The organism is Streptomyces xylophagus (assembly GCF_000716435.1).
Classification (GTDB): domain Bacteria; phylum Actinomycetota; class Actinomycetes; order Streptomycetales; family Streptomycetaceae; genus Streptomyces; species Streptomyces xylophagus.
In genome coordinates this window covers 14948-36521 of record NZ_JNWO01000041.1, presented here as the reverse complement: position 1 = coordinate 36521, position 21574 = coordinate 14948, and the positions used below count along the sequence as shown (strand labels likewise).

19 protein-coding genes and 2 pseudogenes are annotated in these 21574 nt (G+C 66.9%); 15 read left to right on the top strand and 6 right to left on the bottom strand.

What is annotated here, in order from left to right:
• Positions 1–259 precede the first annotated feature (259 nt).
• Positions 260–1372, bottom strand: a complete 1113-nt coding sequence (locus OO70_RS46925) for a HEPN domain-containing protein (protein ID WP_158711619.1) — start codon at positions 1370–1372, stop codon at positions 260–262.
• A gap of 882 nt (positions 1373–2254) precedes the next feature.
• Between OO70_RS46925 and OO70_RS46920 the strand changes: the two genes are divergently transcribed.
• The 4 genes from OO70_RS46920 to OO70_RS46905 all read left to right on the top strand — a co-directional run bounded on the left by OO70_RS46920 (position 2255) and on the right by OO70_RS46905 (position 6227).
• On the top strand, positions 2255–4792 hold the full coding sequence (locus OO70_RS46920; protein ID WP_234337107.1) for a DnaB-like helicase C-terminal domain-containing protein: 2538 nt from the start codon (positions 2255–2257) through the stop codon (positions 4790–4792).
• The gene (locus OO70_RS46915; RefSeq protein ID WP_043686617.1) at positions 4792–5364 is read left to right on the top strand and encodes a hypothetical protein; all 573 of its coding nucleotides are present in this window, start codon (positions 4792–4794) and stop codon (positions 5362–5364) included. The genes OO70_RS46920 and OO70_RS46915 overlap by 1 nt, the downstream gene beginning before the upstream one ends.
• An 85-nt stretch (positions 5365–5449) precedes the next feature.
• A complete protein-coding gene (locus tag OO70_RS46910) occupies positions 5450–5830 on the top strand; it encodes a hypothetical protein (protein ID WP_043686614.1) in 381 nt (126 codons plus the stop codon).
• A 28-nt stretch (positions 5831–5858) separates the two neighbouring features.
• Entirely contained in the window at positions 5859–6227 is a 369-nt protein-coding gene (locus OO70_RS46905; protein WP_234337106.1) for a hypothetical protein, read from the top strand.
• Positions 6228–6300: 73 nt separating this feature from the next.
• On the opposite strand, the gene OO70_RS56420 is transcribed toward OO70_RS46905, so the two are convergent.
• Positions 6301–7017, bottom strand: a complete 717-nt coding sequence (locus tag OO70_RS56420) for a hypothetical protein (protein WP_043686613.1) — start codon at positions 7015–7017, stop codon at positions 6301–6303.
• Positions 7018–7165: 148 nt separating this feature from the next.
• Positions 7166–7639 (bottom strand): hypothetical protein, encoded by a 474-nt coding sequence (locus OO70_RS46895; RefSeq protein WP_043686610.1) that lies wholly within the window; start codon positions 7637–7639, stop codon positions 7166–7168.
• A gap of 676 nt (positions 7640–8315) precedes the next feature.
• Between OO70_RS46895 and OO70_RS46890 the strand changes: the two genes are divergently transcribed.
• The 4 genes from OO70_RS46890 to OO70_RS46875 all read left to right on the top strand — a co-directional run bounded on the left by OO70_RS46890 (position 8316) and on the right by OO70_RS46875 (position 11314).
• A complete protein-coding gene (locus OO70_RS46890) occupies positions 8316–8975 on the top strand; it encodes a hypothetical protein (RefSeq protein ID WP_158711618.1) in 660 nt (219 codons plus the stop codon).
• A gap of 532 nt (positions 8976–9507) precedes the next feature.
• Positions 9508–9822 carry a hypothetical protein gene (locus OO70_RS46885; RefSeq protein WP_043686605.1) on the top strand — a complete coding sequence of 105 codons (315 nt, stop codon included), beginning with the start codon at positions 9508–9510 and terminating at the stop codon, positions 9820–9822.
• Between the two features lie 13 nt (positions 9823–9835).
• Positions 9836–10627 (top strand): helix-turn-helix domain-containing protein, encoded by a 792-nt coding sequence (locus OO70_RS51545; protein WP_158711617.1) that lies wholly within the window; start codon positions 9836–9838, stop codon positions 10625–10627.
• A 126-nt stretch (positions 10628–10753) separates the two neighbouring features.
• Entirely contained in the window at positions 10754–11314 is a 561-nt protein-coding gene (locus tag OO70_RS46875; RefSeq protein ID WP_234337105.1) for a hypothetical protein, read from the top strand.
• Positions 11315–11785: 471 nt separating this feature from the next.
• Here the strand turns inward: OO70_RS46875 and OO70_RS46870 are convergent, their stop codons facing one another.
• On the bottom strand, positions 11786–12049 hold the full coding sequence (locus OO70_RS46870; RefSeq protein WP_158711616.1) for a hypothetical protein: 264 nt from the start codon (positions 12047–12049) through the stop codon (positions 11786–11788).
• 180 nt (positions 12050–12229) lie between these two features.
• On the opposite strand from OO70_RS46870, the gene OO70_RS53290 reads away from it, so the two are divergent.
• The 6 genes and pseudogenes from OO70_RS53290 to OO70_RS46840 all read left to right on the top strand — a co-directional run bounded on the left by OO70_RS53290 (position 12230) and on the right by OO70_RS46840 (position 18057).
• The gene (locus OO70_RS53290) at positions 12230–13720 is read left to right on the top strand and encodes a WD40 repeat domain-containing protein (RefSeq protein WP_078651843.1); all 1491 of its coding nucleotides are present in this window, start codon (positions 12230–12232) and stop codon (positions 13718–13720) included.
• A gap of 192 nt (positions 13721–13912) precedes the next feature.
• Positions 13913–14473, top strand: coding sequence for a hypothetical protein (locus tag OO70_RS46860; protein WP_043686597.1), 561 nt, complete (start codon positions 13913–13915; stop codon positions 14471–14473).
• Positions 14474–14625: 152 nt separating this feature from the next.
• A pseudogene (locus OO70_RS46855) lies at positions 14626–16166 on the top strand (DNA primase family protein).
• A 190-nt stretch (positions 16167–16356) separates the two neighbouring features.
• On the top strand, positions 16357–16737 hold the full coding sequence (locus tag OO70_RS46850) for a DUF6009 family protein (RefSeq protein ID WP_043686594.1): 381 nt from the start codon (positions 16357–16359) through the stop codon (positions 16735–16737).
• Between the two features lie 67 nt (positions 16738–16804).
• Positions 16805–17662, top strand: a pseudogene (locus OO70_RS46845) (IS5 family transposase).
• Positions 17659–18057 (top strand): hypothetical protein, encoded by a 399-nt coding sequence (locus OO70_RS46840; RefSeq protein WP_043686593.1) that lies wholly within the window; start codon positions 17659–17661, stop codon positions 18055–18057. Before OO70_RS46845 ends, OO70_RS46840 begins: the two are co-directional and overlap by 4 nt.
• Positions 18058–18088: 31 nt before the next feature.
• On the opposite strand, the gene OO70_RS46835 is transcribed toward OO70_RS46840, so the two are convergent.
• Positions 18089–18691: an HAD family hydrolase gene (locus OO70_RS46835; protein ID WP_158711615.1), complete on the bottom strand. Its 603-nt coding sequence runs from the start codon at positions 18689–18691 to the stop codon at positions 18089–18091.
• A 202-nt stretch (positions 18692–18893) separates the two neighbouring features.
• Here OO70_RS46835 and OO70_RS55000 point away from each other — a divergent pair, with 202 nt between their 5' ends.
• Positions 18894–20447, top strand: coding sequence for a hypothetical protein (locus tag OO70_RS55000; RefSeq protein ID WP_158711614.1), 1554 nt, complete (start codon positions 18894–18896; stop codon positions 20445–20447).
• Positions 20448–20593: 146 nt separating this feature from the next.
• Here OO70_RS55000 and OO70_RS53285 read toward each other — a convergent pair whose 3' ends face one another.
• Positions 20594–21547, bottom strand: coding sequence for a pentapeptide repeat-containing protein (locus tag OO70_RS53285; RefSeq protein ID WP_158711613.1), 954 nt, complete (start codon positions 21545–21547; stop codon positions 20594–20596).
• Positions 21548–21574: the final 27 nt, after the last annotated feature.

Here is a 21574-nt window from a genome sequence, read left to right as displayed (position 1 = left end):
CGATCACGCTGGAGATTTTCCCGAGTCCGCTATGGCGGCTGGCCGTTGGCGGAACCTTCACCACGACGGTTCCGCCAACGGCCAGCAACCCACTCTTCCGCGAGCGCTACGAGTTGGCGGTGTTGGGGTTCCTCGGCAGCGAGTTGCGCACGCAGGAGAAGGGCTTCCGATGGGTGGCCCGATCGGTCGCTGAGGGCCGCGTCAAAACACTGCCCCGCCGCTGGCTCACCCAGGCCGCTTAGCTCTCGGCGGCGGCCTGTCACCACCCTGAGGAGACGTGTCGTCGAGGGTGGCGTTCCGCCAGGCTCAGAGCTTCGTTCTCGGTCTCCGCGGCGGGTGTGTCAGTGGGCCTCCACACGGGCGGTGCCGACGCGTAGAAGGCGTCGATCGGCTTGATCACGCTGTTCTGCCTGATTACGTCGGACAGTGTCGCGCCGTCCAGGATCGTGGGGACGTCCACTATGGTGTCGCCCTCGCTGGTGGCAACGATCAGCCAGCGCAGGAAGGTCTGGAATGCGATCTGCCGCAGGACCGCCAGGTCCATCTTGTCCTTCTCGGCGATCTCGTCACCGTGGACGTATTTGGAGCGGGCGTTGTAGGCCTTCTTCAAGGTGTCCGCGACCTTCTGACGGGTCCTGTCCGTGCGCCACAAGGTTGCAGCCCGGATCTGTACCTTCCGGCTGAGGTCCAGGTTGTCCTCGTCCGCCATCAGCGCCTCGACGGAGATCACATAGTGGAGCAGGACCTCTTCGGCCTCCTCCTCGGGCACGTACTTCTCTGTGTAAGTCCGGTGCACCGCCCGGACGAGGTGCTGGGCTGCCCGGTTCAGGCGGTTGGCGCGCCGCTTCCCGATCTTCCCGCTGCCGTTCTGCACTTTGCGGATCCGGCTGTCGGCCCAGGCGCAGAACACAGCGAATTGCTCCAGGTCCTTCGGGAGGACCTCGTAGGAGCCCCTCTCATGGACCTCGTACTCGATCATCTCGTTGTCGTCCGTTGTGTCGGCCTGCGTCCAGATGTCGGGTATGCCGTGCTCAAGACCGATGCGGCGGCCACGCTCCACCTCGTAGCTGGCCTGCAACCTGATCAGCTCACTGGACCACAGCATCAGGATCAGCAAGGGCTGCCAGTGCAGCAGTTCGGGCCGGGACCTCATCGCGAAGGAGACCCGGGCGCCCCGAAGGAGTTCGCGCTCAGTATCGGGCCGATGCAGGAACGCAGCTCCATTCAGCAGCTCGGCCGGGAACGACGAGCTGAAAGGGAGGTCGTCCACGCTGGGCAGTGCGTGGAGCTGCCGCAACTCCGACTCGGTGAAGGTCTGCAGGGTGTACTCACCGATAGGTACTCGGGTGCCCTTGGGGAAGCTTGCCGCCAAGAGAACCCAGTCCTCCGACGTCGGGAGAGGACCCATGCAGAATGCCTCGAACTCCCCAGCGACGATGTCCTGGGCTCGAAGGTCCTCAGGGTCGACGCTCCGTGCGAAGGCAGCGAGCCCGGTGAAGTCAAGCAGGACACGGTCATGGACCCGCTGTGGGTTCTTCCTCGCGTAAAGATCAGGGCGCGCGGTGGGGGGTGCCGCGATGGTGACCGCCTGCCGGACAGCGCTCCAGGAAGGCTCCCTGGCGAACCAGTTCCAAGTGGCCGAGCGTCGGCTTTCAAGCCTGATTGTGCTGACCTGCCGGAGCCAGGAACGCACTGCACCCTTGATGTCGAACTCTGGTGTCATGCCGTCACGCTAGTGCTGGTCGGCCTGCTGGGAGGCTGATTTGTGGACGCAACGGGCCCGCCAGAGCCATGGGCCAGCTAAGCGGCCTTGCCGATTGCTGTGCGCTTCTGACCGAGGATGGCCAGCACCACCGCCGGACCATGGTCTCCCCGACGACCCCCAGTAGCCCAGCGCGGACTGGCACCGGGCACCCGGCGGTCGGGGCGGGGTCAGGCAATGCGCTGGAACGTGCGCGGGTACGCCTTGCAGTCCAAGCGGAACGTCTGGCATCTACCGCGAGCTGGAGCAGGAGTCGGCGGCACGCGGCTGACCCCGTCTGTTCGTCAGTGAGCGGAGGCCGGGCCCGTTGGCCCGGCCTCCGCCCTGCTGTGCGGCTGTTCGGCGCCGCTCGCCGAGGAGCGTTTCACCCGGTCAACCCCCACCAGCAGATCTCACAAGTGAGTGAATTTCATGCACGGATGCGTGACTTTTGCCAAATTACTTAGTGGATTTTGATATCATGGTGGTCAGTTTGGTTTCCTGGGAGGGTGAGTGAGTCCGAGTCAGAAGCCGCCGGCCGAGACCGCGATGACCGCGACCGAAGCCCGCACGGAGCTCTTCACCCTGGTGAAGCGTGCCGAGAAGGACGGGGTCTCGACGCTGATCCACAAGCGGGATGATCATGCCCTGCTCGTACCGCTGACCCGGTTTCCGGCAGCCCGGCAGCCCGGCGCGTTCCCGTCCCACGTACTGAGTGCGGCACAGAAGGACTTCGGTGATCTCATCACGCTGGCGGCTCAGGGCCAGCCGCAGGTGCTTCGGCGCAACAGCACACCGGTCGCGGTACTACTCCCCGCCGACCCCGCCTCAAGTGCCCTCTCGACCGACACGGCCGCGCACCCCGGCGCGGCGACCGCAGGAGGTGCGGTGAACAGCCAAGCCGACCAGGACCGCGGCACTACGCCGCGCAGGCTCGCCACGCTTGGCGACGCCGTGTCCGTCCTCACCTCCGGCCTCGCCGGAGGCCCCACGTTCGGACTACCCGGGCTGGACGCCGCAACGGGCGGTCTGCAGCCGGGCCGGCTGACCCTCGTGGCGGCTGCCCCGAGCGTCGGTGGAAGCCTCCTGGGGCTCGCGGCCGCGCGGCAGACCGCGCTCGTGGACCGTCGTACGGTCCTGTACGCGGCGTCGGGCCCCAACCGGGACGACATCTTCCGCCGGATCGTCTCGGCGGAGACCGGGGGCGACTACCCGCGTCTGAAGCAGGGCCGTCTCACCGAGCACGAGCAGGAGGTCGCCCACCAGTTGGTCCAGGCGGGCGACCTGCTGATGATCGACGATGGCAGCGATCTGACCGCCGTGGACGTCGCGGAGACGGCCCCGCACATGGAGGGCCTGGCCCTTGTGGTCGTGGACCGCCTCCAGGCCGCCCGCAGCGCCCGCCTGCCGCTGTCCGGGGACCGTCTCCCGGACGCGTCCCAGGTCCTGGCCACGCTCGCGCGCACCCTGCACGTGCCGGTCCTCGCCATCGTGGACAGCGACGACCCCGCGCTCCTGGGACTCCTCGACGCCGACGTCACGCTGACGCTCACGCCGACCAAGGACCCGGCCAGGGTCCGGGTGACGGTCGCCGAGCGCGACCTCGGCACGATCGGCTCGGCCTACCTGAGCCCCGACCTGCTGCACGCCCGCTTCCTCGACGCCGGCGCCGCCCCCGCCGTCCCTGCCACCGGTGAAGAACCCGCGCGGCCTCTGGGCAGTGCTGTGGAACGGGAGTTGGCCGAGGCGGCGCTTCCGTACACGTCCGGCGCCCGGCAGGGACTGCCCGCGGCCGTCACCCATGTACTGGCCGCGCTGCGCACCGCGCTCACGAACGGCAACCGTGAGGCCCTGAACGAACTCGGGCCGTCGCTCGCCGAGATCGCTGCGGCACCGCCCCAACTGCTGGACACCGACGAGGGACGTCGCCTCGCCGCCGCGCTGAACGCCTACACCACCACCGCTCCCGCCGACGCCACCGAGCAGTCCGACGTCGCCGTTCAACCCACCGCGAGCAGCGGCGGGCGCGTCCCGGACGACGAAGACGACGCAGAAGGCGAAGTGGAACTTCGGCCAGGGGATGAGGAGGACGAGCCGGAGACAGCGGTCTTCCCCGCGTTGAAGATCCTCAAGGACGCGGTCGGCCGCTCGAAGATGCACCCGGTCCCGGTCATCGGCATCGAGGCGCGGGAGAACGGTCCGTGGCCGCTGATCAGTGAGCACATGGACGGCGAGCCCCGCTGGGTCCACCCCGACGTCACCAGTACGCGCGTGCCCTTCATCCGGGAGAACGGGAAGCGGGTCCGGCGTGACCAGCTCGGCGTGCCCGACTCGTTCGGCGCGGGGGTGCTGTGCCTGATCGACCGCAACGGCTCCTACCCGTCCGCCTGTTCAGCCGTCCCTCTCGCCCCGAACAAGCTGCTGCACACCGGGCCCCTTGAGGCGTTCGACAAGGCCAGCGCCGGCATCTACCTCATCGACATCCCGGAGTGGACGCGCACGGACATGCCGCACCCGTTGGGGCGGATCATCGACCGGCCCGACGACCAGGGCCGGGTGTGGGTCACCACCCCGCACATCAAGCTGCTCGTGAAGCTCGTCCGTGACCGCCACATCGCGGCGATGCCGGCCATCCACGACTCGTGGACCGGGAAGGCCAACGAGTCGCTGTTCAAGCCCTTTTACGCTGCTGCCCGGCAGGCGCGCTCCGAGCTCGTCGAGGCCGGCGGTCAGCCGTACAAGGCGTACAAGACCCGGCTGTCGATCGCGCTGCGTCTGCTGTGGCCCAAGCGGCAGGAACAGCGCTCCCCGTTCTGGCGGCCGGACTGGCGCATGAGCATGGTCGCCGAGGCGTCCGTCCGTCACTGGGTCGCGGCCTTCAACGCGGTCCTGGCGGGCCACACGCTCATCGCCCTGCGCAACGTCGACGCGGCTGTCTTCTGGACACCCCAGAACACGCCGCCCGACACGTACCGGATCGGGACCGGCTTCGGCGAGGTCAAGGCGAAGTTCATCGAACTGGGCGAGATGATCCCCGAGGGTGACGACTGATGGCCGGACCCACCGGACGCGGAGGATCCCTCGGCGCCGCCCTCAACGACCTCCTGCGCGCCCAGGTCACACCCCGCCACCGGCTGTCGACCTATCACGCCAAGCACTGGCACGCCCAGCTCTCCCAGCTCACCGGAACCCGACGCGGATACGAAGCCCTGGAAACCGCCGGCCTCGACGTCCGGCCCGACACCCTCTTCAAGTGGCTGTCGGATCCCGAGTACAACGTCCGCCGCGGCTACCGCGACCTCATCCACACCGCCTACGAGAACGTCGCTATCGTCCCCGCCGACCCGCTCCCCGACCACATTACGGAGGGCCAGTACGAGATCAGCGGTGTCGTCAGGACCGGGACCGACGAACGGACACGCGGCACGGTGGACGCCGCGCCCCTGCGGATCGACGGCACCCGGGGCAACTGGGACGCGATCGAGGAACTCTGGCTCGCCGGCGAACTCACCGACGACGAGTTCGAGGACCACTTCATCGACGACGTCATCGTCGAGGACATCGGCGAAGGCACCGACGGATGGGAGTTCCCCGGCGCCTCGTACTCCGTCGAAGTCAGGTAGCAGCGCGCACGAAGCAGGTGAAGACCGTCCGCGGCTTGATACACCGTCACCAACCGGCCGGGAACGTCACGGAGAGGAGGGGCACATGGCTCAGCTGAAGATCCGGGATCTGTACGGCCTGCTGCGCCAGGCTCCCCGGCGGCAGGACCTGAAGCAGGACGGCATCCGGCTCGTGTACGACGGCACCGCCTTGCACCTGTCCACCGCCGACCACCCGGACACCGTGATCGCCCGGGCCGACACCTGCGGGTTCACGACCGGGCCGTGGGATGTGACCGCGTACCGCGCCAGCATCACCAGCGTGGTGGTGTGGCTGCGCATCAACCCCGAGTACGGCGACCACCTCATCGATGTCTCCCCGTTCTGGCCGACCAGGCCCGCCGCGATCGCGTTCACCGCAGGCGGGCACACGGAGACGTTCCCGGTGATCGCCTGCCCGACGGCGCCGGCCGACCGCCGCCCGTAACGCGACAGCCGTCGAGAAAGGGAACGCGGTGGCGAACGAAGAGGTACAGCGCCGGGAGATGCTCGCGCGGCAGCGCGTGCAGTGGGAGACCGAGACGGCTCTGAGCGCCGTGATGTCGGACCCCGAGGCCCGGCGCCTCAAGCAAGAGATCGCCGCGTTGGAAGCCTCCATGGCGCAGGAGCTCAGCCCCCTGCTCCGGCACTTCCAGGAACGGTACGACCGAGCGGTCCGGGACGCCGACCTCGACCTGCTGAGCCGCTCATGTCCGGGCAAACACGGCAGGTGGGGGAGGGTCTGCGTCCTGGACATCGGGCACGAAGCGGAGTACCCGCACTTGGGGGCCAACTCCGAAGGACAGCCCGTCGCCTGGGTGGGGACCGCTCCGGACGACGACTGAACTCTCGGTTCCGCCAACACTGTGTACGACGCCCCAGCGAGCGGTGGGCGGTGAGCTTCATGCGCACCAGGGATCAGCCCGGCGAGTCCTCGGACGTGGGCGGCGTGCTGTACGTCGGCGATGGCCACGACGTCGGAGGCGGGCCGAATACACGGCGAGCGGCCCGCACGTGCAGAGCGGCGAGGGCGGCGTTGGTGCCACCGCCAATCGCGGCACCGAAACCGAGCGGTGCTACTTGGCCGAGCACGACGATTCCCTGCTTGGTCCCGTACTTCGTGACGAAGTTGTTCCCCAGCACGCCGTTGATCTGATCCAGTCTCGCCATAGGCACACTGGCGACCACCCGACGCCCCCAGTGCGGTCCGGTGCGCCCGGCGAACTTGGGGATGACGGCGGAGCCGATCCCGGAGAGCACGGCTCCTTCCACGATCAATCGCAGGCGCTCGTCCTCGTCCTCGTCGTCGGGGACTCCGTGGATTTCGGCGATTGAGAGCGCGAAGAGGGTCCTCAACTGGAGAGATGAGAGAGCCTCGCCTGCCGACACGGATCTCGTGCTGAGGCCGGGCGCGGCCGCAACAGCTCCGGCTACGGCACCCCTCCCTGCGAAGTCCCTGATGTACTTCCACTCCAGATCGCGGATGACCTGTGCTGGTTTCGCCTCCGGGTTGCGCTGGCGGGCCCGGGCGATGTTCCTCCGCACGAGTGGGCGTTGGGTGTCGATCATCTGATCGAGGGCCTGTTGCCCACGTGTTGTTGCCGGAACCAGTCCGTCGGGGGTGTCTGCTGCCACGCCTGGTGCTCCTTAATCGTCGCATCCGACCGGGTCTCCCCACCCAGACCAGCTAAGGGGTTCTTGCGTCAGATGGGCGGGCTGTCTATCTCAACTGGAAATGAGCAAGGTCGGCTGGCCCGTGGACCATGACGCCGGCCTCTCGATATCAGGGGGTCGGGTAGGGGCGTGGGTGACCGCGTCGAACGTAGTTGTCAGCCGATGCGGCGGCGAACTCGAGGGCTCCCTGGCGTCCGTGGGCTTCCAGGAGCATCACGGCCATGCAGACCGTGAGCGCGTGGATCTGGGCGGCCGGCGGGAAGTCCGCCAGCCCGCTGGAGGCGAGTCCCGTTCCCGCAGCGACACCTTTACGCACCGCGGTCGTCATCATGAACTCGCAGTCCACCGGTGCCAGGGCGGCGACCGTGTCCAGGAGCGGCACGGACATCGACGGCTCTCCCAGGTCGTCGAACAGCCAGTCGTGGTCCCGGGCTTGCCACGCGAGTGTGTGCGCCAGCTGGTCGCTGTCCAGGCCTTCCAGTCCGGCACTGACCCGGGTCCGGTCCTCGGTGAGGTAGGCCCACATCAGGTCAGTGGCCCGCCACATCCCCTCCGCCAACGCCGCTTGCTCATCCGCCGTCATGGCCCTCTTCTATCGGACCCGTACGGATCGCGGCAGCAGATCCCACCAGGTTCAGCACAACGAGACACAGGCCACTTTTCACTCCGCCGACGGCCCTCCCCGAACACCTGCGACACACGCTCCCGGCGGGCTACCAGCGGTCCGCGATGGCCTGTGCGGTTTGCTCGACGCCGGGTGTCGAGCGGGGAGGCGGCGACCGGAGCTGCCCCATTTCTGCGCTGTACATGTATGGCCAGGACGCCGAGCTCGTCGCCGAGGCCCGGCGCATCCTTGTAGAAGCGAACATCGTGCACCGCGCCGTCGACCGGGACGAGATGAGCGCCCGCGCGGCCGCCGTACGAGAGACCCTCGACCAGTTCATCCAGCACGCCGCACAACGACGTGGCCGAGAAGGGGGATTCCGGTGGCGGCCTTATTGGCCTCACCGCACGGACGAACCCGGACTCGGGCCACGGCTGGGGCTGCTCGGCCATGGCCCTGACGTCTTCGGGAAGATGTCACAAACGCACCCTGTGACATGCGAGTTCCTGTTCGCTGATGAATATAGGAATGTCGCTCACGGGACAACCTGCGCAGGTTGTGGACGGCCTCGACGGGTGGTGAGGTTGGTTTCGCGCGGTCGGCGCTGGCCAGCACTCCACCCTCACCCAATCCCTCGTCAGGAGTCACCGTCCCCATGCCCCCGTCCGTTCCGCTCTCCCCCTCTACCAGGCGCCCGTATCGGCGCGGTGGCCGCCCCCGGCGCCCCGCCCACCCGCCCGGCAGTGCCCAAGGCCGTCTCGCTGCCGCGCTGGACGACGTACTACGGGGATGGACCGACGCCGAGGTCGCCATACACGCCACCGCGACCGTCCTCCCGCTCTCGGCCGCCACGGTAGGCCGGGCACGCAGCGGCAGGTGCGTGCCCTCGGCGGAGACCGTGAAGGCGCTGGCGGCTGTTGCCGGAGTTGACCCGGGCAAGCTGTTGTGCTTGAGGACCGAGGCGATCTGGCAGCCCTTCGCTCCCGTTGACCGTCCCGGAGTGACCCCGAGGGTGATCATGTGGTCGCTCGGGCAGTCCCTCGAAGCTCTGCGCCGCCGCGGCCGCACCGCCGTTCCGTACCGGGTGCTGGCCCGCCGGGCCGCGCTGCCCGAGGCGACCGTCCGTGACCGGCTTGCGGGCATCTGGCCCGCTGGCTTCCGGCGCCAGGTCCGGCTCCTTCTCCAGCTCGATGCACTGCTGCGCGCTCTCGGCGTCCCGGACACAGCCATCTACCTCTGGCACGGTCCGGTCCGGCTGGGGCTCGCCCGCACCTCGCGGTGGGGCGTGACTCGGCGAGGCCGTTGGTTGGGCTGAAAGGGCCGCATGACGAGGGCCGGTGGCCGTTGTCGGGCGGCGGCCACCGGCCCAATCTCTCTTGGGCCGCGCGCCAATCGCGGCCCGATAGATCCCCAGATTGATGTGTCAGCAGCAATTCAGGGGTGCGCTCGCGGGGACCGTCGGACCGCGCGAGCGACGCTGTCCATGATGCGTCCGCAAATAGGCGCCCGTCGTGCTGTTAAGGGGGGACAAAGTTGGAGCCAATCCCTCACACACAGGCGAAGCGGCAGGTCAGAGCTTCCGGTAGGAAAGTCCCCGCCTTGGACGGATGTTGAGCCAACGCCAGGTGCGTCCGTGAAGACGCTCCAGTTACGGAAGTCTGGCCTCTGGCGGTCCCCACGCCACTGCACCGGACTGTACGCCGACAGCCCGCGGCCCACGGACCACCCGAATCCCCATCGCGCACGGGGCGGAACGCCAAACCGCCCCGCGATCCACCGGATTCGCCCTGTCAGCAGCGAGAGCGGCGGCCGCCGTGGCCGGCCCTCTGAATAATTCGGGAGGCATCATGCCCCAGAAGAACGCCCAGGCGACCACGCGCGCGTCCGAACCCGTCCCCGAAGGCGTGACGTCGCCGAGCCCGGCGGCTCCGGCCGGCATCGGAATGGCGCAGGCCCTTGTGGTCCTCGGCTTCGTCGCGGCCGCCGTCGTACTCCGACTGGCCGCGGGCATGAGCATGCGCGACTCCGTCACGCTGCTGGCCGCCGCTGGCGCGATTGGCGTCGCAGTGCTGCTCGCCGTCGGCTTCCCGCGCGGTGGCGGGGGACGCAGTCTGCTGCGGCGCCTGCTGAAAGCCGCGCTGACGCCCGGCTCCGGCAACTGACGGGCGGGCGATGATGGCGCGCCCGGAAACGCCGGTCGACCGCACCGTGCCCGCCCTGGGCATGCTCGCCGAGCACCTGCGCCAGCTCCGACGTACGGCGGGCCATTCGTACGACGAACTCGCCGTACGAACCAATTACTCGGCCGCCCACCTCAAGCGGGCAGCCAGTGGCAGAAGCCTGCCTGCTCGCCCGGTGATGCTCGCGTACGTGGGGGCATGCACGGGGAACTTGAGGCCGTCCCTGATCACCCAGATCTACTACTCCGAGGCCGTGCAGGGTGTCACGCAGGCCAAGCGGGACTCCCGCCGGTCAAGTGTGCGGCCCAAGCCGCAGTTCGTCAGGGACGTCGCCGATCTCAGCGGCGCCCTGCGCGACGCCTGGGCGTACGAGGGGCGGCCGGGGGCACAGAGGATGGAACTGTCCTCCAGGCGGTTGCCGCGCAGTACCGCCCATGCCATCACCACCGTCCGCACCGTCCCACGGGACTTCCGGCAGTACGTCGCCTTTCTGCAGGCCTTTGGGATCAACGACGAGTCTCTGGCGCCCTGGTTCCGTGCCTGGTTCAAGGTTTCCGGTCGGCCGTCCGCCCAGGCCGCGGCCACCACGCTGGAAACCTTGGAGGCGAGCTACGACGCTCTGCAGACCTATCTCGTCGTGTACCTCGAAGAGGCGTCGCCTTCCGACGATGACTGGCAGCACCTGGTGGACATCGTGCAAAAGTACGCCTGGGAATCCGAATGGACGGTGGCTCCCCCGGACGTGGCCCGGCTCCTCGGGCACGCCACACGCACGCCCATGCCCTGAGTGGGGTCACTGAGCGCCAGCGATTACCAGGCGACGGAACCATCACCTCCCTCGGCAACAGCCATGCCCGTGTGGCCCGTTGGCGTGGGGGCCGGCCCGCTGGTAGGGCTGCCCTACGCTGTCATCGTGCGGAACACGAAGGCGTTCAAGGAAGCCGTTGCCCAGACCCTGGCGGAGCTCGCCCACCGCGGTGTGACGCTCGCGCCGGCGATGGTCGAGGACACCATCGAAAAGAACATCCGCACGGTGGCCGACCGCCTCGGCATCCAACTGCGCTTGGCCTGGCGGTACTTCGACGCGGGCACGCTCGCTGACCGCCTCGCCGACAGCGCGCGGACCTTCGAGGACAGCAGCGCCCGCCAAGGGGTGGGGCAGGCGCCGATGCCGCCGCTGGACAATCCGGAACTTGCCCTGGTCCTCGCGGGTGTTCCGAACACCCTCGCCCAGACCGGCGGCGACCTGTACGGGGTCATCGTCAACGTCGCGGTCAACGCCTGGATGGCCGGCCACATCCACGGCGAGGACGGGTGCACCGGCTGCGACGGCAGCCGCGGGCCCGGAGGCTACGACTGGGACGCCCGGATGCGCACCATCACCGAGGCGCAGCCCGACATCAGCAAATGGTTCGACCGGGACGTGTGGACCCGCGCGGTCAACGACACCGGCTACACCGTCACCCGCCACTGACGCGGGTTCAGCTGCCCGCAGTTCCCGCGCCGCGGCCACGGCTCGGGCGGAGGGACCTCGAAGTGGACGGCATCCACGTGGTGGCTGGCGATCTCGCGGCCCAGGTCGGGGGTGATCGGGGGACGGACGATGACCTCTGCCCGGGCGCGGCTGGCCAGTGGGAACCAGGACCTTGACGGACTGTCAGCGCCGCGCGGGCGCACCGTGGACGAGCACATGTTCAGCGTGCTGGCCGCCTCGGGGCAACCGTCGACGTGCCAGCTGCAACCGAACGACCGTTGCCCACCTGCTTCTTTCGGTCGCGCTTCCCGCGGCTCGCCTTGCTCATTACGCCCGAGCAAGAGGCTCCAAAAACCTCGGGGATGCCGCGCCCGACGGATCTGCGGGATACCTGCGCCCTCCTGTCGAGGCCACCAAAGTGCCCTAGACGCTCGCGCGCGAGTTACCACGGGGATCCCTCGGTCATCGCGGCTACTTCATGTCATCTCTGCCCGCCCGATGGCCTGTGGCCTGTGAGTTGCTGCGGCAGTAGGTGGTGTACAGACCTGCCGCCGTCCCAGTGACCATGCCCGCGCTCGGGCCGAACAGTACGTAGAGCACCGCGGTGACGGTCAAGAGCATCAGCAGCGCGATCAGATCGAACAGCCGCTCACGCGGCACGGTCCCGTCGAGGTAGGTAGGGCGTTCAGCGGCTGGTGGGGTCGGGCCCGAGGAATCCGGTGGCAAGGTCGTCATGGCGGTCAGTAGAGGTTCAACTGCTGATCGTTTACTAGGCGTAACGGACAGTATGAACAAGGTCGATCGGACGCATACACCGGGTGCGGCGCCCGCATATCGGGCAGTCGCCGGGATGTCTGCGTCTGTTCGCCGGTGTCTGCCCTTGTCCGCGCCGGCGGGACCTAACCTGGTCCTCTGGTGCGCCTGCTGGGGGTGAAGGTCATGAGGTCGCCGAGCGAGGGCCGTATCTCAGAAGCGGCGGCAACTGGTGAGTACAACCGCCTGATGAGCGTGATGACGCACGACTTACGGGAACTGCGTTTCGAGACGGGTTACCTGTCACTGCGACAGATCCAACGCGGCTCCGGAGAAATGGTGTCCGTCGCGACCGCGGGGAAGGCGTTCAACGGTGGATGGCTGAGTCGTGAGGACCAGTTGATGGCCGTGGTCCGAGTCCTGCTCAGTCCCCGCAACGCCAAGGGGGAGGTCGAGGTGGACAGCCTCGTGCCGGAGACCCATCAGGATCTGATGGCGTGGCGGAAGCGGTGGCGAGCACTGGCGTTGTTGCGTGCTGCGGTCCCGCGCGACCGTCGCCGCCTCCGCGCAGCTCGTGATGCGCCCGTATCAGGATCTGACGAATCCTCACCGGTCAGCGTGGCCCTGGGTGCGAGCGGAGCCCCGAGAGCACCGGGGGCGTCGACTGATCTGTCGTCTCGGACTTCGCCCCCTCTGATCCACACGCTCTCTCTGGGCGGGCGCGCCCTACGGGCGGACCTCGCCGCAGGCCTGGCAACACGGCTTCTTTCGATCCCCACCGAATCGGGCGGTCACAACTCGTTGGCGTTCTCCCCGGACGGAAGTGTTCTGGCCACGGGTGGTCAGGACGGAGTCGTGCGGCTGTGGGATCCGGTCACGCGCGAATGGGTCGAAGAATTCCGCACCGGCCTCGACGAGGCCGTGCTCATGGTGGCGTTCTCACCCGACGGAGCTCTGCTGGCCGCCAGCAGCGCGGACGGAATCGTGCGGCTGTGGGACCGGGCCGCGCGACTCCCTGTCCCTGATCCGCCCTTCGGTCACACCGGCAAGGTGTTCGCAGTGGCGTTCTCCCCCGACGGCGAGCACTTCGCCACGGCGGGCAGCGATATGACGGTGCGTCTGTGGAACTGCGCCACCGGTCAGCTGGCCGGCGAATTCGTCACGGGCCAGGACAGGGCGGTGTACTCAGTGGCGTTCTCCCCCGACAGCACCCTTCTTGCCACCGGCAGCCACGAAGGAAGGACCCGCCTATGGGACGTGTCCAGCCAGCAGGGGGTCGATGTACTCACCGGGCACCGTGGAGCGGTGTACGCAGTGGCGTTCTCCTCCACCTTGCTGGCCACAGCCGGGGAAGACGCGACAGTACGACTATGGAACGCCACCACCCGCGGGCAAATAGGCCAGCTCCACCACGCCGGCCCCGTCCGGGCGCTCGTTTTCTCCTCCGACGCCGCGCTCCTGGCCACCGGCAGCAGCGTCGGCACTCAACTCTGGGATCTCGCCGCACACCAGCCGACCACAAAGCCGCTCACAGGACCCGACACCGGTCCTGTCCGGGCGCTGGCGTTCTCTCCCGACGCGACCTGCCTGGCAGCCGGTGATGCCGCTGGAGCGGTGCATCGCTGGGCACTTCCGCCCACACAGCAAACCTGAGGGGACGCAGACGAGGCGTCACCCGCCCAAGCACGCGAAGCCACGCCGCGGCGTATGCCTCACCGCTCCGAAGTCGAAGTCGGTCGTCTCGGATGTCTGCGGAGACTCGGTCGCGGAGTGTAGAGGTACTGCATGATGAGGAGCGTGATACGGGTCGGGGGACGGTACCGGGGCAGGCGATAACGCGCACGGATGGCCATCTCGGTGGTGCTGGTCGCCGGTCTCACTGGGACTTTGTGGGCGTTTGCCCTCGGCGCGCCGTTGGAAGACATCTCCCTGGCAATTGGGGTGCTGACAAGCTTTGCGGTCTGGCACGCGAGGCCCCTGAAACGGGTAGAGGCTAACGACGCAGAGCTGGCCGCCGTCCATGCCCGGACGCTCGCCCGGATCGTGGCCGAGGAAGAAGGTCTGGTCCGTCGGCAGCTCCTTGGCAAGGACGTCCGGCCTATCAACATCCACTTCCTTTTGCAGCGAGCGCCCAGCCGTGGCGCTGCTGCCCCGCCAGCCGGTCGGGTCCATGTGCACACCAGGACCGCCGCGGCCGCGTTGGCCAGCAGCCGGGCGATGCTGGCGGAGATGCTCGCCGAGATGGACCACGGGGACAACCGGATCCGCGCGACCGCCGCGCTCCTGGACGAGATGGCCGAGCAGTGGAACAACCACCCGCGCTTCCGACCCGCCTGGCGGTCACGGCGGTTGAACGCGGTCTCGGCACAGCCCAAGCCCACTGCCCGGCGAGCGGGAACGTCATGACCGAGGCGAACGCGGACGACGCGGCCACGGGGCCCAACACCGAGGTGTCCGTGGACGCCGACGGCGCCCACGTGGCGCGGCCGGGCAGTTGGCGCAGGCCGGGGGTCGCGCGCCGCCGGGTCCGCCCGCCCGCTCCACCTCGAAGGACGTTCATGAGCAGCGCCGAGACGCCGCGCTTCGACGCCACCGCCGCTGCACAGCAGATGCTGGACCTCGACCAGCCGGACCAGCAGCAGCCCGCGCTGCCCGCCCAGGCCCACGCATCCCCCCTCACCACGCCGGCGCCGTCCTGGGCGCTGCCGGCCCCACTGCCCGGAACGCTCACCGACCGCGGTAACGCCAAGCTGTTCGTGAAGCTCTACCGTGATCAGTTCCGCCATGTCGAAGGCCTGGGCTGGTTCTCCTGGGACGGCTACCGGTGGAAGCGCACCGGCGGCGAGAAGGCTGCCCTGTGGGCCGCGGGCGAGATGGCCGAGGACATGCCCGACACCGATCCCAGCGGCCTGTTCAGCAACCGCGATCTCCACCACCACAAGAAGCGCACCCTGTCGACCACCGGCATGAGGGCCCTCCTCACCCAGGCCAAGGCCTCCCCGGACCTGTCCGTCGACCCCGACACCCTGGACGGCGACCCCTACGCCCTGTGCACCCCTGCCGGCGTCGTCGACCTGCACACCGGCCTGCTGCGCAAGCCCGACCCCACCCGCGACTTCCACTCCCGCGCCACCAGCGTCGCCCCCCCCAGCAGACCGAGACCCCTCGCTGGCACCGCTTCCTGCACGACACCTTCGGCGACGACGCCGAAGGCCAGGAAATGATCGACTTCCTGCACCTGCTGCTCGGCTACTCCATCACCGGTGACGTCGGCGCGCAGGTCCTGCCCTTCCTCCACGGACACGGCAAGAACGGCAAGAGCGTCCTCCTCGACGCCATGATCCAGATCCTGGGCGACTACGCCGACGCCGCGCCGCCCGGCTTCCTCATGGACCGCGGCGCGTTCTCCGAGCACTCCACCGAACTCACCGAGCTCCACGGCCGCCGTCTCATCGTCTGCAGCGAGCTCAAGCCCAACGACAAGTTCGATGAGGCCCGCGTCAGGCTCCTGACGGGCGGAGACAAGATCAAAGCGCGCAGGATGTGGCAGGACTACTTCTCCTTCAGCCCCACTCACCACCTGTGGCTGCTGGGCAACCACCGCCCGGAGGTCTCCACCGGCGGGTTCGCGTTCTGGCGCCGTATCCGCCTGCTGCCCTTCGAGCGGACCGTCCCCGACCACCGAAAGATCGACAACCTGGCGCTCGAACTCGTCCGCGACGAAGGCCCCGGCATCCTGCAGTGGCTCATCGAGGGCGCCCGCCGCTACCTCACCACCCGGGACAACCTCGAAGGCCCCGACCGCGTCCGTATCGCCACGAGCGCGTACGCCAACACCGAGGACCACATCGGCCGTTTCCTCACCGAGTGCTGCACCCGCGACACCGAGGCCCAGCCCGACCTCCGCGTCGAGCAGGGGCTCCTCTACACCGCCTACGCCTCCTGGTGCAGCACCGGCGAAGGCATCCGCCCCGCCGGCACCCGTGCCTTCGCCACCCGCGTCCGGCAGGAAGTCGGCCTCGCCTCACCCGCCGACATGATCAAATCCAACGGCCGCAAGTACTACCCCGGCCTCGCCCTGCTGGATGCCCCGTCATGAACCAACTCCCGCGCCCCTGCGGCGAACTGCCGCACACCGGCGAAGGCCACCGGCAGGCCCGGCAGTGCCTACCCACCCGCATCCGCCCGACTTACCATGGAGCCGCAGGGCCACATCCGGCAGCGGGCGGCTCACCACACCACGAGGCGGGCCGCGATCGGGTCCCGCAGACGAAGGAGGGGCTACAGCCATGAGCTCGCTACTGACCGAGGGCGATCTCACCCACGAGGAAGACGTCGTGTGGCTGGAAGACCCCGAACACCTCGACTATGTCCGCCACGCCCTCGACAAGACCCGGCGCCGCAATACCAAACCCCCCTACGCGCGCGACGGACGCATGGTCGGCTACGCTCTCCTGGACGATCAGGCCGAACCCGACCCTGACAGCGGCTTCTACAAGCGCCGTGTTTTCTTCCTTCTCCCGCACGACCGCGACAGCCTCCCCGGCGGCTTGTACCGCGAAGGCGCCCCCGGCGAAGCCGTGGACCCGCGCACCATCGAGGTGAAGAAGGTGGGAGAGAAGACACCACGCTCTCAGTGGACGTTAAGTCCGATCTTTCTCGGTTCGTGATCGCTCGATCGAGGTACTGATCGTCGGGCGGGCCATCCGCTGGGCATGTGCATGCTGAGATGCGGGCATGGAGCGAGAGCCTTACCCCAGCGACTTAGCGGACGAGCAGTGGGCGTTGATCGAGCCGATGATCACGGCCTGGAAACAGGACCGGGGGGGGGCGCGGTCAGCGACCGGAGATCCTGGATCCTGTGATCTGCGGGAGGTCGTGAACGCGATCTTCTATCAGAACCGGACGGGCTGCCAGTGGCGTTATCTGCCCCATGACCTGCCGTCCTGGTCGGCGGTGTTCTACTACTTCGGCCTGTGGCGCCAGGACGGGCTCGACCAGCGGATTCAGGAACTCCTGCGCTGTCAGGTACGGGAGAGAGCCCGGCGATTAGAGGACCCGTCCCTCGTGATCCTCGATACCCAGTCCGTGCGCGCGGCCGCGGGTGTCCCGAAGACCACGACGGGGCTGGACGCCAACAAGAAGGTGTCGGGCCGCAAGCGGGGACTGGCCGTGGACGTGCTGGGGCTGATCATCGGCGTCGTGGTGCTGGCCGCATCCGCCCACGACAACACCGCCGGCACCGCCCTGCTCGACCAGGCCGCCGAGCGGTGCGGGATGCGGCTGGAGAAGGCTCTGGTGGACTAGGGCTTCAAGGACGAAGTCCTCATCCATGGCGCGTTGTTGGACATCGACGTCGAGGTCGTCCGCCGCAACGCGGCCGACCAGGGCAAAGGCTTCGTCCCGCAACCGAAAAGGTGGATCGTGGAGCAGGTCAACGGCACGTTGATGCTGCACCGGCGTCTGGCCCGCGAGTACGATCACCGGCCCGACACCTCTGCCTCGCGCGTCTACTGGGCCTCCATCGCGAACATGACCCGCCGCCTCACCACCCCGAGTCCGGCCTGGCGCGACACCCTCGGGCTGGCTGCGTGAACATCCTCGAGCTCCTGGCAGACCTCCAGGCGCAGCACGAGAAGGCCACGGCTCGGGCCGGTGAACTACGCGACCAGATGGGGCGCTTGACCGCCGCCTTGGCCGAGATCGAAGCACGACTCACGGACCTGGCGACCACCCGGAAAGTCATCGCCGAACTCGCACCGACCCAAGAAGATTCCGAAGCGCCCGAGACGAACAGCGTTTACCAGGCCATCGTGAACGCCTTCAACCAGCACCCCGGCCAGGAGTTCCGAGCCCGTGAGCTGCACGAACTCCTCGGCATGCCCACCGACGAGGCATCCGTCAACATCACCCGCAGCCGTCTCGGACGCCTCCTCCGTCAAGGCTTCCTCACCCAGCCCGGACGAGGCCGCTACCAGAAACGGACTTAACGTCCACTGAGTTCTCTTGATCCCCAGGTGCTCAATCGAGGCTGGACAGTAGCGCTTCTCTGAGTCTGGTTGCGTTTGTGAATACGATCCCATGCATATTCGCCTGCTCCGCACCAGAGATGTTGGCTGGTCGGTCGTCAACGAAGATGCACTCACCCGGTTCGACGCCGATCAGCTGGGCGACACGCAGATAGATCTCGGGACTAGGTTTAACCATCGACAGATGGCTGCTGTAGAACTTGCGGGATAGGTTGTCGAGCCAAGGCAACGTCTCCAACGCCGCCGCAAGATCCCTTGGGCAGTTGGAGAGCAAGGCCAGGTCAGTGCCTCGTATGGTCAGGTCGTCAAGCAGCTCGACTGTCTCCTGGTTCGGGTGTAGCCAACTGGCGACATCGAGGGAGACGAGCCGGTCGAGGGTGGACGGGGCCAGAACTTCACCGCAGTCGGCGAGCACCGTGGACCAGTAGTCAGCAGCTTCGAATCGGCCCGCGTCGTAGCCTTCGCGATGAGCCCAATACGCCTGCCAGAAGGTATCGGCCGCCGACACTCCTGCGGTGGCAGCCATCGCGTCTCGATCTGCCTGTGGTTGATGTTGTCCGATGACACCAGCGAAGTCGAAGATTACCCAGGTCATCACTCGACTATCTCACCTGAGAGCGTTTGACGTGCCTCTTTTCAACGGCCCGCTGTTTCGGCGGAGGTAAGGGGCCAGCAGGACGTATATTTTCTCATTGATTTCGTTCGGGGCCTATTCGATGTCAGGCATGGTCTGGTTTGCTGAATCTTCCTGGCGGAGCACGAGGGCACGCCGGGGAGCGCAACCGGGAAGGACGCCCATGAGTCTGAAAAAGCCTGGCCCGGATGCGGTTCCCCCTGGGCCGCATCGGGATTTCATCGAGGCGTTGTGGGTGCTATACGTGGAGGCAGGACGGCCGGCTCTGCAACGGATCGCTGAGCTGTCGTGCCCCAAGGTCGGCATGGGAACGGTGAGGGCTATTTTTCACGGTACGACGCTGTCGAACCGTCCGCAGATCAGCGCCCTTGCGACGGCCCTGAAAGCGTGTACAGAAGGGTCAGACCGGGACGTCCACGTTTTGACTCAGGCTGTCATGGACGCCTGGCGGGCGGCCGATGCTGCCAAAGAGGGACAGAGTGGGGTGACTTTACCGCCACGAGGACGCAGTGAGCAGGCCGGGGATGAGGCTCGACACGGACAGTCCGGAGCTCGGATGTCTCACCAGCCCGCCGTTGAGACCTTCATAAGGATCCGCAGGGCTGTCGGCGCAATGGCACCGGACCTCATCCATCGGTCCATTGAGGAGCAGGGGTTCCGAGCCGATGGGGATGTTCCGCTACTCAATAAGGAGGGATGGATTCCCTCGCAGCCGCTTCCGCTTACTGATGTTCAGCTCTATTGGACCTCCGTACGCGAAGATATCGTTGAAGCAAAGTCTCAGTCCGCTGCCTATTGGCCTGACGTTCCGGGCAGAGCGACCTCTACGTACTCGGACGCGGTGACGTACTACCAGCACCCGGGCCACTTCTTCAACGGGAGATCTTTCCGGCTGGTCAAGGTAGAGCCATTCCCCTCACCAGCTTTCACCTTTACAGAGGGCACCTACTTTGAAGCGTTCGACACAAGCGAGCCATTGGGTTTCGAAGCAGCGAAGCGCTACGAGGAAACCGCAGGAGAAACAGTGTTGGGCCCGTACCGTGAATGGCTTGCTGACCCGTTCGACTTGTCCAAGCGGTGCGGGATCCCGGGGGTGAACGTGCTCACGGTGCGAAGGGCCAACCGGGACGTCACCTTCTATCTGCACCGGCGGACAGGGGTAGCGACGGCTGCGGGGACTGTACACGTGGTGCCAGCCGGTGAATTCCAACCATCGACCGTGGGTGGGCCGTTGACGCGAACCGAGTTCGACCTTAGGGCCACGATCATCCGGGAATACGCGGAGGAGTTCCTGAACGAGGCTGACGTTCAGGATCCGGCCGAACACAACCCACGGCTGCATCCCGATGACCACCGCCGACTAGAAGAGGTGGTACGGGGCGGTGCCGCCCAGCTGCACTACTTGGGCATCGGGCTGTATCCACTCACGTGGAAACCGGAAATACTGGTGGTGAGCGTGTTCGATGCCAAGACATTTGACAAGGTCTTCGCAGGAATGGTGAAAAGCATGTTTGAGGGCGAGCTTGTGAACACCGAGCGGCTCAGAAAGGCGCTCTACGCTCTGCCTGGAAAGAAGGGCCCGTACCAAGGTTTGCCTTTTACTGAAGACGTGGTGGCCCAGTACCGCGACAGCCCTGCGACCTTGCCGGCAGCACGCGCCTGCCTGGCCTTGGCCTGGAGGCATCGCCGGATACTGGGAATCGAACTTTGTCGGTAGAGAGATATTTGGAAGGCGGCCCAGATGTGTGGAGAGGGGAAATCTTCCAACGGCGGCTAGATTTCTCTAAATCGTGGAGAAGTTTCTTTCTGTAACTTCGGAAAAATTGATTCCTCCCACCCTTGCCGCTTTTGTCCATGTCCCAATTAACTGTGCGCGGGTCGGGGGCGGCGAACGCGTGACTCCACGTCGGCCAGGTGGTTCAGTACATCCGTGTCATGGGCGAGAAATTCCGGGAGTACGGTGTTGTTCCACAGGTCCGCGACCAGCACCTGATTCTTGCGCAATAGATTGCTAGTGCTCAGGTCGGTTGCTCCTAGCGAGGCGCGGGTCATGATTGCGCAATTGAAGCTGGTCTCGGCCACATACGCCCCGTCCAGCCAGGCGTCGGTCAAGTCCGCGTGATTTAAATGTGCGCCGTTCAGCACGGCGCCATCAAGCTCGGCTTTCTGAAATCGAGCGTAGGAGAGCTTCGCACCGGTCAAGTTTGCATTTGCCAGCCGTACCTGTTCGAAGCTGGCAGAGTCCGCTATAACACTGGACAGATTAGCCCCGTCCAGTATGGCCCCAGATAGGTCGGCTTGGCTAAGGTTCGCCTCGCTAAGATCGGAGCCTGCTAAGTTGACCTGGTGGAGTCGGGCTGGACCCGGCAGGTCGCCGTTGTGCAAGTTCAGTCCTCGGAGTTTGACCTCACTCAGGTCGATCTGGAAGTCCTCGCGCCGCACGGGCCTGCAGGCAAGAACGGTCATCGCTGCGATGACGTCTTCTGCTGGTATTGCCGGTGGATCGCCAATCGCTCGGGTGCTTATCCGGACGAAGATGGCCAGGGTCCGCACAATTTTTGCATGGTACCCGGGAGCCTCCGCGAGCACGCTCTCCAGGGAATGAATTGCGCCGACCCGTACCAGTGGGCTGCCCGATGATAATTGCTCGACGTATTTGGCGTATCGCTCTGCGACCTGGCCTCGGTGGCTGAGGAAGTAGCCTTTCCGATTAAGGATGTAGGTGAAGAGTCCGATGACTGCGACGAAGGCGGCGATCAGCGTCGTCCGTACTGCGTTGAGCGCTGCAGCCTGCTGTTCCCCGTGAAGGCGTCGCACTGTACCCCCGGCGACTAGCCAGGTCCC

Bases quoted from the DNA above. Each gene is read 5' to 3' on its own strand.
- OO70_RS46860 (WP_043686597.1), top strand. From the start codon at position 13,913: ATGGCCATCTCGGTGGTGCTGGTCGCCGGTCTCACTGGGACTTTGTGG.
- OO70_RS55000 (WP_158711614.1), top strand. From the start codon at position 18,894: ATGAGTCTGAAAAAGCCTGGCCCGGATGCGGTTCCCCCTGGGCCGCAT.
- OO70_RS51545 (WP_158711617.1), top strand. From the start codon at position 9,836: ATGGCGCGCCCGGAAACGCCGGTCGACCGCACCGTGCCCGCCCTGGGC.
- OO70_RS46895 (WP_043686610.1), bottom strand. From the start codon at position 7,639: ATGACGGCGGATGAGCAAGCGGCGTTGGCGGAGGGGATGTGGCGGGCC.
- OO70_RS46885 (WP_043686605.1), top strand. From the start codon at position 9,508: ATGCCCCAGAAGAACGCCCAGGCGACCACGCGCGCGTCCGAACCCGTC.
- OO70_RS46850 (WP_043686594.1), top strand. From the start codon at position 16,357: ATGAGCTCGCTACTGACCGAGGGCGATCTCACCCACGAGGAAGACGTC.
- OO70_RS46910 (WP_043686614.1), top strand. From the start codon at position 5,450: ATGGCTCAGCTGAAGATCCGGGATCTGTACGGCCTGCTGCGCCAGGCT.
- OO70_RS46890 (WP_158711618.1), top strand. From the start codon at position 8,316: ATGCCCCCGTCCGTTCCGCTCTCCCCCTCTACCAGGCGCCCGTATCGG.
- OO70_RS46835 (WP_158711615.1), bottom strand. From the start codon at position 18,691: ATGACCTGGGTAATCTTCGACTTCGCTGGTGTCATCGGACAACATCAA.
- OO70_RS46870 (WP_158711616.1), bottom strand. From the start codon at position 12,049: ATGACGACCTTGCCACCGGATTCCTCGGGCCCGACCCCACCAGCCGCT.
- OO70_RS46915 (WP_043686617.1), top strand. From the start codon at position 4,792: ATGGCCGGACCCACCGGACGCGGAGGATCCCTCGGCGCCGCCCTCAAC.